The organism is Halorussus marinus (assembly GCF_004521895.1).
Lineage (GTDB): Archaea > Halobacteriota > Halobacteria > Halobacteriales > Haladaptataceae > Halorussus > Halorussus marinus.
In genome coordinates this window covers 116,148-131,115 of record NZ_SBIR01000008.1, presented here as the reverse complement: position 1 = coordinate 131,115, position 14,968 = coordinate 116,148, and the positions used below count along the sequence as shown (strand labels likewise).

Here is a 14,968-nt window from a genome sequence, read left to right as displayed (position 1 = left end):
GCTGGGCGGGGCTCGCTCAAAGCGCTGTCCGTTCGCCCTCGGGAAACGTTTTTGTCCCGGCCTCGCTTCCTTCCGGTGATGTCACGTCGCCCTCCGGATCGACTGCTCCGCGTCGACCTCTCGGCCGGAAGCGTCGTCTCCGAGCCGATCCCCGACCGGTGGCGCCGCCGGTATCTCGGCGGAAAGGGGCTGGGCGCGCGGTATCTCTACGAGGAACTCGACCCGGGGGTCGATCCCCTCGGGCCCGACAACGCCTTGCTTTTCGTGCTCGGGCCGCTCACCGGCCTCCTCCCCGGAGAGCAACGCTACGCCGCGATCACCAAGTCCCCGCTCACCGGAACGTTTCTCGATTCGTACGCCGGCGGGGCGTTTCCGGGGGCGCTGGCGGGCGCACTCGGCGACCACCTCGGCGTGCTCGTCGTCGGTCGGGCCCCGGAGCCGGTCCGGCTCGTCGTCGAGGACGGCGACGCCCGCATCGAGCCGGCCGAGACGTGGGGCGAGGACGCGGTCGAGACCGCCCGGGCGTTCCCCGACGCCGCCGTCGCGTGCGTCGGTCCCGCGGGCGAGCACCGCGTCTCGTACGCGACCGTCGCCTCCGACGAGGCAGACCACCACGCCGGTCGCGGCGGCGCGGGCGCAGTGATGGGCTCAAAGCGCCTGAAGGCGGTCCTCGCACGGGGAGACCCGCCGTCTTCCGACGGAGCCCTCGCGGCGCTCCGCGAGCGCGACGAGCGCCGCCACGCCGCGGGCGACACCGGCCGGTGGCTCGCGGCCTCCGGGACGCTCGAAACGGTCGAATTCGCCGACGAGACGGGGGTGCTGGCCGCGCGCGGGTGGCGCGAGCGGGGCTTCGAGGGCGCCGAGGAGGTCGGCGTCGAGGCGGCCCGCGAGGCCGCCGCCGGCCGCGAGAACGACGGGCCGCTCCCCGGCGGGTTCCGTGTCGAGACCGACGAGGGCGAGACTGTCCCCCGAGGCGCGACCGGCATGAGCCTCGGCGCGGGGCTGGGGATCGAGGACTTCGACGCGGTCGCCGCGCTCGGCGAGCGGTGCAACCGGCTCGGACTCGATCTCATCGGGGCGGGCAACGCCGTCTCGCTGGCGATCCGGGCGGCCGACGACGCCACGCTCGACCGCGAGCTATCGTTCGGCGACCCCGACGGCGCCCGACGGCTCCTCGACGAGATCGCGACCCGGGAGACCGCCCTCGGCGACGCGCTGGCCGACGGCGTCGAGGCCGGCGCCGACCGGCTCGACGCCGACCGACTCGTCCCGGCGGTCAAGGCGCTGTCGCTCCCCGCCTACGACCCCCGGGGCGCCCCGAGCATGGCGCTGGCCTACGCGACCAGCGACCGGGGCGGGTGTCACCGCCGGGCCCGGCCGGTCGAACGCGAGGTCTTCGACGGGGAGTGGCGCCCCGAGCGCGCCGCCGCGGCGGTCGCGGCGGCCCAGAACGCCCGGTCGGTCCGGTGGAGTCTCGTCGCCGACGACTTCGCCGGTGAGTCGGTCGCGGTCGGAGCGTGGCTCGACGCCGCGGGCGTCGACCACGACGACCTCGACACCGCCGGCGAGCGCGTCTGGAACCTCGTCCGGCTGTTCAACGTCCGGGAGGGGCTCGATCGGGACGACGACGCGCTCCCGCCGGCGCTCGCCGGCCCGGACGGGGTGTCGTCCGATCGGTTCGAGGCGATGCTCGACGCCTACTACGCCCGCCGCGGGTGGAGCCCGGCGGGACGGCCGACCCCCGAGACGCTCGATCGGCTCGGGCTCGGGTCGGTCCGAGACGCGGCGACGCCCGCCGGCGACCCCCGACACTGACCGGGCGGCTGGCGGGGGTCACTCGACGACATCGACCACCGGGTCCGGGGCGTTCATCCGGGCGAGCACCACCCGCGAGACGGCGTCGGTCCGGTCGAGGACGCCCGCCGCGATCTCCTCGCCGACCGCCCGGAGCGACTCGTCGTCGACCATGTTGACCAGCGGGACCGGGGTCGCGCCGTCGGGGACGCCGCTCAGTCCGCCCCGCCGGCTCGCGAGGACGCTCGCGACGTCGTCGGCCCGGATGCGGTCGCCGGGTCGCAGGCCCGTGAGCTCCGCGACGCGCTCGGGCCGGTGGACGTGGTCGTCGGCCAGCGGTTTCCCGACGGCTCTCGCGCTCGCGATCGGGACCACGGTGTCCGCGCAGGTCGGAAGCTGGGGCTCGCGGTCGCCGGGAGCCTTGAACAGTCTGGTCCGGGCCCCGTCGGCCTTGACGAGGACCGGACCGACGCCGTCAACGTCGGCGACCTCGCCGACGACGCTCGGGTCGTAGCCCCGGTAGCGGTCCGAGCCCTCGCGCTCGGGCACCACGCCGAGCGGGCCGGTGTCGCCGGCACTCGCGGCCGCCTCGACGGCCGCGGCCGGGTCCTCGGTCACCTCGACGCGGTCGACCTGCGGATCGAAGATCGGGATCCGGACCGTCGCGGTCACCACCGGCAGGGTCCCGTCGCGCCGGTCCGCGGCGCGGTCGGCGAGCGCGTAGAGTGTGGTTTTCTTCCCGCCGGCCCCGACCGCACAGACGACGCCCGAGTCGGCCCGCAGCGCGGTGAGAACGTCCATGCCGGGTGATGTCGCCCCGCGAGGCTAATCGTTTCGGTTCCTAAAACAGCCCCGAGACGTTGCCGTCGGCGTCGACGTCCATGTCGGCGGCCGACGGGCGCTCGGGCAGGCCCGGCAGGGTCAGCACGTCGCCGGTCAGCGCGACGAGGAACCCCGCGCCCGCCGACGGGTAGATCTCCCGCACGTCGAGCGTCCAGTCTTCGGGGACGCCCTTCTCGCTCGGATCGTCGCTGAGCGAGTGGAACGTCTTCGAGACGACCACCGGCGTCTTGTCCATCCCGAGCGCCGCCATGCGCTCGATGTCGTCGCGGGCGCTCGCGCTGAACTCGACGCCGTCGGCGCCGTAGATCTCGGTGGCGATGGCCTCGATCTTCTCGTCGATGGGGTCGGACAGCTCGTAGAGGTGCTGGACGTCGGGGTCGTCGTCGGCGGCGTCGACGACCTGCTCGGCGAGGTCGACGCCGCCCGCGCCCCCGTCGGCGAACACGGTCGAGGCGGCCGCCCTGATCCCGCGGTCCTCGCAGTGGTCGAGGACCGCCTGCACCTCGGCGTCGGTGTCCTGCGGGAAGCGGTTGAGCGCGACGACGACCGGGACGCCGAACTTCCGGAGGTTCTCGACGTGTTTGTCGAGGTTCGCGAGCCCGGCCTCGACGGCCGCGACGTCGGGGGCTTCGAGCGCCTCCATCTCGACCGGCCACATCTCCTTGCCGTGGTGTTTGAGCGCCCTGACGGAGGCGACGAGGACGGCCGCCGCGGGCTCGACGTCGCCGAACCGACACACCACGTCGAGGAACTTCTCGGCGCCGAGGTCCGACCCGAACCCGGCCTCGGTGACCACCCAGTCGGCCATGCCGAACGCCGCCTCGTCGGCGATCAGCGAGTTCGTTCCGTGAGCGATGTTGGCGAACGGCCCGCCGTGGACGAGCGCGGGCGTGCCCTCGGTGGTCTGGACCACGTTGGGCTTGAGCGCGTCCCGGAGCAGGGCGCTCGCCGCGCCCGCGGCCTCGATGTCCGCCGCGGTGACGGGGTCGCCGGCGTCGTCGTAGCCGACGATGATCCGGCCGATCCGCTCGCGGAGGTCGGCGAGGTCCTCGGCGAGCGACAGGACCGCCATCAGCTCCGAGGCCGCGGTCAGTCTGAAGCCGTCCTCGCGGGGGACGCCGCCGCCGGCGCCCCCGAGCCCGACCACCGTCTCCCGGAGCGCGCGGTCGTTCATGTCGATGGCACGGGGCCACTCGACGCGGTTGACGTCGATCTCGGGGTCGGCGCCCGTCTTGATGTGGTTGTCGACCATCGCGGCGATCAGGTTGTGGGCGGCGGTCAGCGCGTGGATGTCGCCGGTGAAGTGGAGGTTGATGTCCTCCATCGGAAGCACCTGCGAGTAGCCCCCGCCCGCGGCGCCGCCCTTGACGCCGAACACCGGCCCGAGCGACGGCTCGCGGATCGCGACGATCGCGTCCCGCCCGGTCCGGTTGAACGCCTGCCCGAGCCCGACGGAAGTCACGGTCTTGCCCTCGCCCATCGGGGTCGGCGTCATCCCGGTCACCAGTACGAGCTTCGAATCCCGGTCCCCGCGGTCGGTGAGTCGCTCGACGGCGTCGGTCCCGATCTTGGCCTTGTGGTCGCCGTAGCGTTCGAGGTCCTCGGGGGCGAGGCCGAACGGCTCGACCACTTCCTCGATGGGGTCGAGTTCGATCGAGCGAGCGATCTCGTCGTCGGACGGAATCTCGGGCTCGCCGGTGTCAGACGATGTCATAACGGCTCGGGCTTCGGCGCGACGGCTAATGAAGGATGCGCCGATTGCGGCGGGCTGAGAAGGCCCGCGGGGTCGGTCCGCACCGACGCGGCGTCAGTCGTCGGCGGCGCCGCGATCGGCGGGCTCGATCCCGACGTCTATTTCGGCGGCCGCGGCCTTGTACTCGGGAATCTTCGCGCGCTCGTCGAGCACGTCGTTCGTGAGCCGGTTCGCGGACGCCGCCGCGAAGTGGGGCGTGGTCCAGACGACGCCCTCCTTGATGTCGTCGGTGACCTCCGCCCGGACCTCGATCTCGCCGCGCCGCGACCGGAGCCGCACCGTCTCTCCGTCCTCGATCCCGTAGCGCTCGGCGTCGGCGGGGTGGACGTCGACGAAGTTCTCGGGGTGCTGGCGGTTCAGCGTCGGCGACCGCCGGCTCATCGTCCCCGTGTTGTAGTGTTCTTCGAGCCGGGCGGTCGTCAGCACCAGCGGGTACTCCTCGTCGGGCACCTCCTTCGGGGGCTGGTGGGTCACGCCCTCGATCTTCCCGAGGCCGTTTTCGGTGTCGAACGACTCCTCGTAGAGGAACGGATCGCCTTCGTCGCCGGGCTCGTAGCAGGGCCAGTGGACGCCCTCCTCGCCGAGCACGTCGTAGCTCATCCCGTGGTAGCTCGGACAGACCTGTCGCAGTTCCTCGAAGACGGCCTCGGGGTCCTCGAAGTCGAACCCCTCGCCGAACAGCCGGGTGCCGACCTCCGAGAGGATGTCGAGGTCGTGTTTGGTGTTGTCGTGGACCTTCTGGACCGGCCGCATCCGCTGGACGCGTCGGTCGGTGTTGGTGACGGTGCCGCCCCGTTCGGCCCAACTGGTCGCGGGAAGGACCACGTCGGCGTACTTGGCGGTCTCGGTCATGAAGATGTCCTGAGCGACCATGAACTCGAGCTCTTCGAGGCGCTCCTCGACGCGGTTGCCGTCGGGCTCGGACATCACCGGGTTCTCGCCCATGACGTAGAGGCCGTGGACCGAGTCGCCGGCGGCGTGAGAGATCTCGACGTTCGTCAGCCCCGGCTCGTCGGGGATCTCGAAGCCCCAGACCTCCTCGACGCTCTCGCGGGCCTCGTCGTCGTCGACGAGCTGGTAGCCCGGCAGGACGTTCGGCATCGCGCCCACGTCGCAGGTCCCCTGAACGTTGTTCTGGCCCCGGAGCGGGTTCACGCCGGTCCCGGGTCGGCCGAGGTTGCCGGTCGCGAGCGCGAGGTTGATCTCGTTCTGGACGTTGTCGACCCCGCAGGCGTGCTGGCTCATTCCCATCCCGGTGAAGATGGCGGCGTTGTTCGCCTTCGCGTACTTCCGGGCGGCGAGCTCGATGTCTTCGAGCGGGACGCCACACTCCTCGGCGGCCGCTTCCTTGTCGAAGTCTTCGAGCGTCGCTTCGAGGTGTTCGAAGCCTTCAGTGCGCTCGGCGACGAACTCCTCGTCGACCCAGCCGTTCTCGAGCACCGTCTTGAGGACGACGTTCAACAGCGGGATGTCGGTTCCGGGGTTCAGCTGGAGGTGCATGTGGCGGTCGGTGTCCTCGATCTCGAACGACCGCGTGGTCTTGTTGGCGTGGGGGTCGACCTGGATCACGGTCGCGCCCTCGAGGACGGCCTGCCGGAAGTACTGGCTGTTGGCGATGGGGTGTTGCTCGCCGGGGTTCGCGCCCTGAATCCAGAACACGTCGGCCGCTTGCTCCAGGTCGGCCATGCTGTTGGTCATCGCGCCCGCGCCGAGCGAGGTCCGGAGCGCCCAGACGGTCGAGGCGTGACACATCCGCGTGCAGTTGTCGACGTTGTTGGTGCCGTACCGGCGCGCGAGCTTCTGGAGGAGGTAGTTCTCCTCGTTCATCGTCTTCGACGAGCCGAAAAACCCCATCGCGTCGGGGCCGTGCTCCTCGCGGATCCGCTCCATCTCCTCGACGATCAGCTCGTAGGCCTCCTCCCACGTCGCCTCCCGGAACTCGCCGTCTTCTTTGAGCAGGGGCTCGGTCAGCCGGTCCTCGTGGTCGACGACCTCGGTCGCCGCACCGCCCTTGATGCAGACGCGGCCCTCGTTGACCGGCGCGTCGGCCCACGGTCGGAACTGCATGTCGCCCGGTTCCTCGCCCGGCGCGACCTGAATGCCGCAGCCGACGCCGCAGTACGGGCAGATAGTCTTGACGGGGTCTTTGCTTTCACCTGACATAATTGGATCGCTCGCTCGGTCGCGAGCCTATAGTTGGAGGATGCTCCCGCCACGATAATGTATCTTCCCCCGACAGCGGGGCCTCGCCCCGGCGCCCTCGGCCGAACGCCCGTTCTCGGGGGGAAACTTTCACCTCGGCGGCCGGTCTACTCGCCGGTCATGGAGCTGACCCCCTCGCTCGTCGAGTCGACGGCCGCCGAGTACCGTGACGCCGAGCCGCTGTACGCGGTCGAGCGCGAGCACGTCGAGATGCTCCCCGGGACGTTCCGTGGCGACGAGTACGGCTGGCGCGACGTCGAGTGGGTGGTCCAGTGGTACTTCCGGCGCCACCTCGGGGGCTACCCCGACGCCGAGCGCCGGGCGACCGAGTCGGCGTTTCGGGACAACGACTTTGGGGCGGTCGCCGACGCGCTCGACGCGGTCACCGGAGCCGAGTCGGTCGCCGACCGACTCGATCACCTCACGGCGCTGGCGGGCGTCGACGCGCCGGTCGCCTCTGCGTTCCTGTTCTTTCTGTTCCCCGATACCTGCGTCTCGATCGGCCGCCGGGAGTGGGTCGCGCTCCGGGCGGCCGGCGAGGTCGACCGACCCTATCCGGAGGCGGTTTCGGCCGAGGAGTATCTCGCGTACCACCGGACCACCGCCGATCTGGCCGACCGCTTGGGCGTCGACGCGTGGACGCTCTACCGCGCGCTCTGGCGGCTCGGTGAGACGGCCTGAGACCGACGACGGTCTCGCCCCGCCCGGCCCGCGTCGACCGTATCTTTCGTATTAGTGGGATGAAGGCACAATACATTGCCGGCCGTCCGTCTCGCAGGCACCGGGGAGGCGCCGGTCCCGCCACGGCGCGGCGCGACGATCCCGCTCGGTCGGGATCGGGCGAGTCGCCGACCGGCACTCGGTTCGGAGTCCGACCCGGCGGTCTGTCCCGTCGAGCGAACGATTCGCTCGGGCGAGTCCCTCCCAGATAGGTTTGTAATATTCGGGCAATACCGGTGGGGTCGGCTCCGTCGGCGCTACGCCGCCCGATCGAGGGCCTCGCGGTCTCGGAACGCCGCTCGATTTCGCGCGTTTGGCGTCGAGAACCCGCTCGGTCGCCGAGGTCTGGCGATCGCCGACACGGCCTCCGTGACGCCGGTCGACGCGCCACTCCGGCCGGATCTGACGACCCCGTTCGGCCCGTTCGTTCGCGTTCGGCCCGTTCGGCGCGCCGTCCGACCGACCGTCGGCTCGGTCCGGGTCCGCGCTCGCCGCCGCCCGGACTGGCGCGCGATTGTGCGTTTTCTACACAAGTCTTTTAACCGCGTGGTGTCTACGTTCTGGTGAGACAAATGCCAGACTCGATGTCCGAACAACTCCAGCAAGACATGGAGTGTGAGGGGCTGTTAGAGTGCTTCCACGGCCTCAAACAGCTCGACAAGGAGTGTTTCCAGTCGCTCGTCGACGCCGACGAGCCCCTGACCGTCGACGAGATCGCCGAGGCCGTCGACCGCGAGCGCTCGACCGCCTACCGGGCGGTCCAGCGCCTGCTCCAGACCGGATTCATCCAGAAAGAACAGGTCAACTACGATCAGGGCGGCTACTACCACGTCTACTCGCCGACCGACCCGACCAAGATCGCAAACGACATGCAGCGGATGCTCAACGACTGGTACGCCAAGATGGGCCAGCTCATCCAGGAGTTCGAGACCAAGTACGACCGGACCGACGCGACGGCGCCGTCGGCCGAGAGCTGATCTCGGTCGCGGTCGACTCGCGTTCTCTCTGCGTTCTCAGCGCGCGATAGCGTCGAGTTCCTCGGGCGGACCGCCCGGGAGCGCATCGCGGTCGTGGGCCGCCTCGAAGTCGAGGTCCGGGCCCTTCGGCACGATCCGCTTCGGGTTCAGGTCGGCGTGGCTCCGGTAGTAGTGCTCGGTGATGTGATCCATGTTCACCGTCTCTGCCACGCCGGGCGTCTGATAGAGGTCCCGGAGGTACGGTCCGAGGTTCTCGTAGTCGGCGATCCGGCGCACGTTACACTTGAAGTGCGTGTGATAGACCGCGTCGAACCGGACCAGCGTGGTGAACATCGCCACGTCGGCCTCGGTGACCACCGGTCCACAGAGGTATCGGCGGTCTTCGAGCAGGTCGTCGTAGCGATCGAGCGCGTCGAACAGTTCCGTGACCGCCTCGTCGTAGGCCGCCTGTCCGCCCGCGAACCCCGCGCGATACACCCCGTTGTTGATGGGCTCGTAGATGTCCTCGATGGTCGCGTCGATCTCCTCGCGGTAGCCCTCGGGGTAGAGGGTCGCGCCGTTCCCGATCCCGTGGAACGCGGTGTCGAGCATCCGCATGATCTCCTCGGACTCGTTGTTGACGATCGTCTCACGCTCGCGGTCCCACAGCACCGGCACCGTCACCCGGCCCGTGAACTCGGGGTCGGCCGCGGTGTACACCTCCCGGAGGTAGTCGGAGCCGTGAACGTGGTCCTCGGTACAGCCCTCGCGGTCGGGCGAGAACTCCCAGCCGTCGTTCTCCCGGAACGGGTCGACGACCGACACCGAGATCGCGTCCTCCAGCCCCTTCAGGCTCCGGGTGAGGAGCGTCCGGTGGGCCCACGGACACGCCAGCGAGACGTAGAGGTGGTACCGTCCGGCCTCGGCCGGGAATTGGGCGTCGGGATCGGTCTCGACCCAGTCGCGAAACGACGTCTCCTGGCGATCGAACTCGCCGTCCTCGTTCGTGCTCTCGTACGCGTCGGTCCGCCACTCGCCGTCGACGAGCATGTTCATGGCTCCGAGTAGGCGCGCGCGGCGTAAAGGCCTACGCCTCGCGGTCGACTCGACCGTTACTCCCGGACGAATCCGGTCGCCAGTTCGGCCTCCGCGCGCCGGAGGCGGTACGAGAGCGTCGACCGGGGCACACCGAGTTCCGCGGCTAACTCCTCGACGCTGATCTCCCGGGGCGTCTCGTAGTAGCCCCGCTCGACCGCCGCCCGAAGCGTCTCGTACTGCTCGTACGGCAGGCCGGGCCGACCGCTGTACGCCGTGAGCCACGCCGACGCGTCGGTGACTCGCCGGAGGGTGAGCCCCACGTCGTCGTCGCCGCGGGCTCGCAGGTCGTCGTAGAGTCGACCGAGCGACTCGTCGCTGGGCACCAGAACTCGCCATGTGTACTCGTCGGCCCGTCGCTCCGTCGCGAACAGCACGCCGGGCCCGAGGTGCGCGAGCGCGAGGTGCGGGATCGACACGCACCGGGCGGTCCGGCGCCACGACCTGAACAGGATCCGGCTGGTCGGGTCCCGGTAGAGGACGTCGGTCCGGTAGTCGCGCGCGCAGTCGCCCGGCCCCAGACAGTCGGCGGCGTGGCCGTGGGCGTCGAGCGTGGCGGCCGCCTCCTCGACCGACCCCTTCGGCCCGACCAGCCGGTCCACGCGCCACCAGTGGTCGGGCGTGACCGCACACGCCAGCGAGTGGGCCGAGAGGTCCGGCTCCTCGCGAAAGGCGTCGGCGACCGGATCGACTCCCGGTTCGTAGTCGAGCCTGAGCGCGAACGCGCGCATACGACCGGGTATCGACCTCCACGGAGTTAGTGTCGGCGGCCCGAGGTGCTCGACGGACGCACGACCGACTCCGTCGATCTGTCGCCGAAACTGAACCGAGCGGCGCCTCGCTTGCGGGCGGATTCGCGCCGAACGGTCCCGACAGAGGGGGATTTCGGCGTGCGCCAACCGAGGACACAGGTGCGTTTCCGTCGACGGTCGGGGTATGGTCCAAGTCGGACTGCTCGTGCTCACCGTCGTGATGGGACTGCTCTTGTTGGGCGTGGCCGCGTACATCCTCCGCGCGGAGAACTGGCGGTCGTACGCCGCCGCCGGCGGGGGGTACGGGGCCGGCGAACCGGTCACACACCGGGAGAAACCCGGCGGACTGATCCGGTGGCTGACCACGGTCGACCACAAGGACATCGGGCTCCTCTACGGGCTCTACGGCCTCACCGCGTTCGCGTGGGGCGGGATCAACATCGTACTGATGCGGACCGAACTGCTGACGCCCGAGACCGCGGTCATCGGCGCGAACTTCTACAACTCGCTTCTGACCTCCCACGGGATCACGATGCTGTTCCTGTTCGGAACGCCGATCATCGCGGCGTTCGGCAACTACTTCATTCCGCTCTTGATCGGAGCCGACGACATGGCGTTTCCCCGGATCAACGCCATCGCGTTCTGGTTGCTCCCGCCCGGAGCGATCCTCATCTGGTTCGGATTCTTCGCCGCGCCGCTGGGCATCGGTATCGAGCCCTCCCAGACGAGCTGGACGATGTACACGCCGCTGTCGGTCGAGCAGGCCAACCCCGGGGTCGACCTGATGTTGCTCGGACTCCATCTCACGGGCGTCTCGGCGACGATGGGTGCGATCAACTTCATCGCGACCATCTTCACCGAGCGCGGCGATGAGGTCGGCTGGGAGCGCCTCGACATCTTCTCGTGGACGATGCTGACCCAGTCCGGAATCATTCTGTTCGCGTTCCCGTTGCTGGGGAGCGCGCTGGTGATGTTGCTCCTCGACCGGAACTTCGGGACGATGTTCTTCGCGGTCGAGGGCGGGAGTCCGTTGCTGTGGCAACACCTGTTCTGGTTCTTCGGCCACCCCGAGGTGTACATCCTCGTGTTACCGCCGATGGGACTGGTGAGCCTGATCCTCCCGCGGTTCTCCGGGCGAAAGCTGTTCGGGTTCAAGTTCGTGGTCTACTCGACGCTGGCGATCGGCGTCCTCTCGTTCGGGGTGTGGGCCCACCACATGTTCTCGACCGGGATGGATCCCCGCATTCGCGGGTCGTTCATGGCGGTGTCGTTGGCGATCGCGGTGCCGTCGGCGGTCAAGACCTTCAACTGGATCACCACCATGTGGAACGGAACCCTGCGGTTGACCGCCCCGATGCTGTTCAGTATCGGGTTCGTCCAGAACTTCATCATCGGCGGGGTGACCGGCGTCTTCCTCGCGTCGGTCCCCGTCGACCTGCTCGTTCACGACACCTACTACGTGGTCGGACACTTCCACTTCATCGTGATGGGCGCGATCGCTGTCGCCGGGTTCGCAGGTATCTACTACTGGTTCCCGCTTTTCACCGGCCGGATGTACCAGAAGACCCTCGCGAAGATACACTTCTGGACCACCATGATCGGGACGAACATGGTGTTTTTCGCCCTGATCCTCCTCGGGTACGACGGGATGCCCCGGCGGTACGCCACCTACCTCCCGCAGTTTCAGGACCTCCACGTCGTCGCGGGCGTCGGCACCTTCATCCTCGCGTTCGGCCAGTTGGTCTTCGTCTGGAACCTCGTGACCTCGTGGCTCGAAGGCCCTCGCGTGGAGTCGGGCGACCCGTGGGCCCTCGAAGACGACGGGCTCAAGACCCGCGAGTGGACGTGGTTCGAGCGCAAGCGCGAGACCGCCGTCGCCACCGACGGCGGCGACGACGCGATCGCCGACGGCGGGGAACCCGAGGGCCCAGACGCCGGGGAGTGACTCACTCGTCGGGCGAGAACGGGCCGACCCCGTCGACCGGGATCACGGAGTAATCGACCGTGAGCGTGTCCTGGGTCGCGCGGATCTTACCGACGAACGTCGAGATGTCCTCCAGCGACCCTTCGAGGGTGAAAAGCTCCATGCAGTAGTGGTCGCCGACGTGGTTGTGGACGTTCGAGGCGACGAGTCCCTCGTACTCGTGGCGGAGGTGCATCATCCGCTCTTCGACCGTGGTGTTCTCGTAGTTGAACAGGACGGTCACGACGCCCATCAGCTCGCGGTCTTCGAGCTTCCTGTCCTCGAACTCCCCGAGGAGGTTACGGGCGGCCTCCCGGAACACCTCGCTTCGGCCCGTGTACCCGTGTTCGTCCGCGAACCCGTCCACGCGTTCGAGCAGTTCGTCCGGCATCGAGATACTGACGACGGTCATGTATTAACTCACGCCCCTCGATATATTAGAACTTATTATTCGAGCTCTTCCCGACCCGGTCGTGACGACCGCGTTCGCGTGTCGGCGCCGCTGGAACGCGCCGTGCGCGGTCGCGTTGTTTTAAGTGACCCCGGTGCGATCGGTCCGGACGAATGACTCTCGCCCCGTTCGCGGCCGCCGCGTCGGCCGCCGACACCGTTGTCGTCGACTTCCTCGGGGCGGTTCTGATCGCGGTCGCGGCGTCGTTTTTCGCGTTCTACGCCGGGCTGAACCGCCGACTCAACCGCCTCGAATCCCAAGACGTGTTCTGGGGCTACCTCGTGTTCGCCGGGGCGGCGGCCGCGGTCTACGGGGTGGTCGGCGTCGCCGAGACGATCGTCCGGGCTCGACTCCTGACCGCGTTCGGCCACGGCGCGCTGTTGCTCTGTACGGTCTTTCTGGCGTTCTCGATGCGGGAGGTGTACTACAACTCCGCGCTCGCACCCCCGCCCGGGGAGAGTCGGGTGTCGCTGGGGACCCTGCGTCGGATCGAGGCGGGGTTCGTCGCGGTGGTCGTCGTCGAGTGGGTCGCGGTCGCGCTCCTCGATCAGGTCGCGATCGCCCGGTTCGTCAAGGCCGGCGGGAGCCTCGCGTTCGCGACCTACGGGGCGGTATTCGCCGAGAAACTCGAATCCGTGACCCGCGGGACGCCGCTCGACACCCTCCGGCGCCACCTGCTCCCGGTGGTGGTCTGTCTGGGCGCCATCGGCGTGGTGGACCTCGGGACGGCCGCGGGGGTCCCGCCGGTCGTCGTCGACGGCGTCCGGAGCGTGTTCGTCGTGCTGGTCGCGGGCTTTCTCACCACCGCGACGATCCGGCTCCAGCAGAACGTCGAGGGGCTGTCGACGTCCGAGTAGCTCGACCTATCGAGGGTGATCTGCTCGTCCGGTCGTCGCTCGCGTCCCGCGGCGCCGGCGCTGTCGAGTTCGAATCAGGGCGGCGAGGCGTTGACCGCCCGTCTTGTCAGAGGCACAGTTGTTTCACCGCAACGCCTGCGCGTCGAATGTACGAATCGCCCAGGCGTATATTCAGTGGGACGGAGACACGGATAGAGGTGTTGCATGATAATACGGTTCTTTTAATACTCTCCGTCGTCGACCGCGGCGTCGGTTTCCTACGCTAACCAAAATCTATAAGTGTATCATATCACATGATTCATTCAGCACCAGCGAGGCCACAAGAACGGCGCCTGACCATGTCCCCCAACCAATCGACTGTTCTCGTCGTCGACGACGAGCAAGACGTTGCAGACCTGTACGCGATGTGGCTTCAGGACGACTACCACGTCCAGAACGCCTATCAGGGTCAGGAGGCGCTCGACATCCTCGACGAATCTGTCGACGTCGTCCTCCTCGACCGGCGGATGCCGGGCCAGTCCGGCGACGAAGTCCTCGAACGAATCCGCGAGCGCGAACTCAACTGTCGGGTGGTGATGGTGACGGCGGTAAAGCCCGACTTCGACATCCTCGAAATGGGGTTCGACGACTACCTCGTCAAGCCCGTCTCGGCCGACGAACTCCACGAGACGGTCTCGACGATGCTTGCGCGCGTCGACTACGACTCGAAACTCCAAGAGTACTACTCGCTCGTCTCGAAGAAGGCGGTCCTCGAAGCCGAAAAAGACGAGCAGGCGCTCGAAGCCAACGACGAGTACGTCGAACTCCGCGAGAACGTCGACCAGTTGCGAGAGGAAGTCGACGCCAGCCGCGACGAACTCACCGACCACGACGACTTCGTGGGCGCGTTCGAAGACCTCTGAGCCGCCCGGATCACTCGCCTCGCACGATCTCGAACGTTCGCCGTATCGCCGTTTCCTGTGTTTCCAGCGCCACGCTCGGTTCCACGTCGCCGCCGCTCGGGGCGTCTTCGCGGGCGCGCGCCGCGGCCGCTTCGGGCGTCAGCGGCAGGTGGACGAACCCGGCCGGCACGCGTCTGTCCTCGGCTTCCAGATACGCCCGCGTCCGGTAGAGGACGTTGTTGCAGAGGTGGGTTCCGGCGGTGTTCGATAGCCGGGCGGGGATCCCGTCGGCCACCAGCGCCTCGACCGTCTCGACGACGGGGAGGGTCGCGAAGTACGCCGCCGGCCCGCCGGCCGCCACGCGCTCGTTTCTGGGCGCGGCGTCGGCGTTGTCGGGCACGCCCGCGCAGTCGGCGACGTTGAGGCCCACCCGCTCGACGCTGATCGCCGAGCGCCCCGCGGCCAGCCCCGTCGCGACGATGGCGTCGGGGTCGAGCGTCTCGATCAACTCGATCATCTCGTCGCCGGCGCGGTCGAACGCGACGGGCAGGACCCGACCCGCGATCTCCCGATCGCCGATCCGCTCGCTGTCGAGTCGGCGCGCGATCGCGGCGCTCGGATTCCGATCGTTGTCGCCGAACGGTTCGTACCCGGTGAGCAACAGACACATGCGTTCGCGTGAGCGCCCGACCGCCTTGGAG

13 protein-coding genes are annotated in these 14,968 nt (G+C 68.9%); 6 read left to right on the top strand and 7 right to left on the bottom strand.

Annotated elements, in window-relative coordinates; translation table 11 throughout:
• Nucleotides 1-78: 78 nt before the first annotated feature.
• Nucleotides 79-1,815, top strand: a complete 1,737-nt coding sequence (locus tag EPL04_RS11880) for an aldehyde ferredoxin oxidoreductase family protein (protein ID WP_134671568.1) — start codon at nt 79-81, stop codon at nt 1,813-1,815.
• 18 nt (nt 1,816-1,833) lie between these two features.
• Here the strand turns inward: EPL04_RS11880 and yqeC are convergent, their stop codons facing one another.
• The 3 genes from yqeC to fdhF form a co-directional block, all read right to left on the bottom strand.
• On the bottom strand, nt 1,834-2,595 hold the full coding sequence (gene yqeC / locus EPL04_RS11875; RefSeq protein ID WP_134671567.1) for a selenium cofactor biosynthesis protein YqeC: 762 nt from the start codon (nt 2,593-2,595) through the stop codon (nt 1,834-1,836).
• 40 nt (nt 2,596-2,635) lie between these two features.
• Nucleotides 2,636-4,351 (bottom strand): formate--tetrahydrofolate ligase, encoded by a 1,716-nt coding sequence (locus EPL04_RS11870; RefSeq protein WP_134671566.1) that lies wholly within the window; start codon nt 4,349-4,351, stop codon nt 2,636-2,638.
• 93 nt (nt 4,352-4,444) lie between these two features.
• Nucleotides 4,445-6,553 carry a formate dehydrogenase subunit alpha gene (fdhF, locus tag EPL04_RS11865; protein ID WP_134671565.1) on the bottom strand — a complete coding sequence of 703 codons (2,109 nt, stop codon included), beginning with the start codon at nt 6,551-6,553 and terminating at the stop codon, nt 4,445-4,447.
• Nucleotides 6,554-6,712: 159 nt separating this feature from the next.
• On the opposite strand from fdhF, the gene EPL04_RS11860 reads away from it, so the two are divergent.
• Complete coding sequence (locus EPL04_RS11860; RefSeq protein ID WP_134671564.1) at nt 6,713-7,273, top strand: hypothetical protein; 561 nt, start codon at nt 6,713-6,715, stop codon at nt 7,271-7,273.
• 611 nt (nt 7,274-7,884) lie between these two features.
• Nucleotides 7,885-8,289, top strand: coding sequence for a helix-turn-helix domain-containing protein (locus EPL04_RS11855; protein ID WP_134671563.1), 405 nt, complete (start codon nt 7,885-7,887; stop codon nt 8,287-8,289).
• 36 nt (nt 8,290-8,325) lie between these two features.
• Here EPL04_RS11855 and EPL04_RS11850 read toward each other — a convergent pair whose 3' ends face one another.
• Nucleotides 8,326-9,324 (bottom strand): glutathione S-transferase family protein, encoded by a 999-nt coding sequence (locus tag EPL04_RS11850; protein ID WP_134671562.1) that lies wholly within the window; start codon nt 9,322-9,324, stop codon nt 8,326-8,328.
• Nucleotides 9,325-9,380: 56 nt separating this feature from the next.
• Nucleotides 9,381-10,094: a helix-turn-helix domain-containing protein gene (locus EPL04_RS11845; RefSeq protein ID WP_167599467.1), complete on the bottom strand. Its 714-nt coding sequence runs from the start codon at nt 10,092-10,094 to the stop codon at nt 9,381-9,383.
• A 205-nt stretch (nt 10,095-10,299) separates the two neighbouring features.
• Between EPL04_RS11845 and ctaD the strand changes: the two genes are divergently transcribed.
• Entirely contained in the window at nt 10,300-12,060 is a 1,761-nt protein-coding gene (ctaD, locus tag EPL04_RS11840) for a cytochrome c oxidase subunit I (RefSeq protein ID WP_134671560.1), read from the top strand.
• A gap of 1 nt (nt 12,061) precedes the next feature.
• Here the strand turns inward: ctaD and EPL04_RS11835 are convergent, their stop codons facing one another.
• The gene (locus EPL04_RS11835; protein WP_134671559.1) at nt 12,062-12,490 is read right to left on the bottom strand and encodes a CopG family ribbon-helix-helix protein; all 429 of its coding nucleotides are present in this window, start codon (nt 12,488-12,490) and stop codon (nt 12,062-12,064) included.
• Nucleotides 12,491-12,642: 152 nt separating this feature from the next.
• On the opposite strand from EPL04_RS11835, the gene EPL04_RS11830 reads away from it, so the two are divergent.
• Both EPL04_RS11830 and EPL04_RS11825 read left to right on the top strand, forming a co-directional pair.
• Nucleotides 12,643-13,386: a hypothetical protein gene (locus tag EPL04_RS11830; RefSeq protein ID WP_134671558.1), complete on the top strand. Its 744-nt coding sequence runs from the start codon at nt 12,643-12,645 to the stop codon at nt 13,384-13,386.
• A 338-nt stretch (nt 13,387-13,724) separates the two neighbouring features.
• On the top strand, nt 13,725-14,288 hold the full coding sequence (locus EPL04_RS11825; protein ID WP_134671557.1) for a response regulator: 564 nt from the start codon (nt 13,725-13,727) through the stop codon (nt 14,286-14,288).
• A 10-nt stretch (nt 14,289-14,298) separates the two neighbouring features.
• Here EPL04_RS11825 and EPL04_RS11820 read toward each other — a convergent pair whose 3' ends face one another.
• Nucleotides 14,299-14,937, bottom strand: coding sequence for a pyroglutamyl-peptidase I family protein (locus tag EPL04_RS11820; RefSeq protein ID WP_134671556.1), 639 nt, complete (start codon nt 14,935-14,937; stop codon nt 14,299-14,301).
• Between the last annotated feature and the right edge of the window lie 31 nt (nt 14,938-14,968).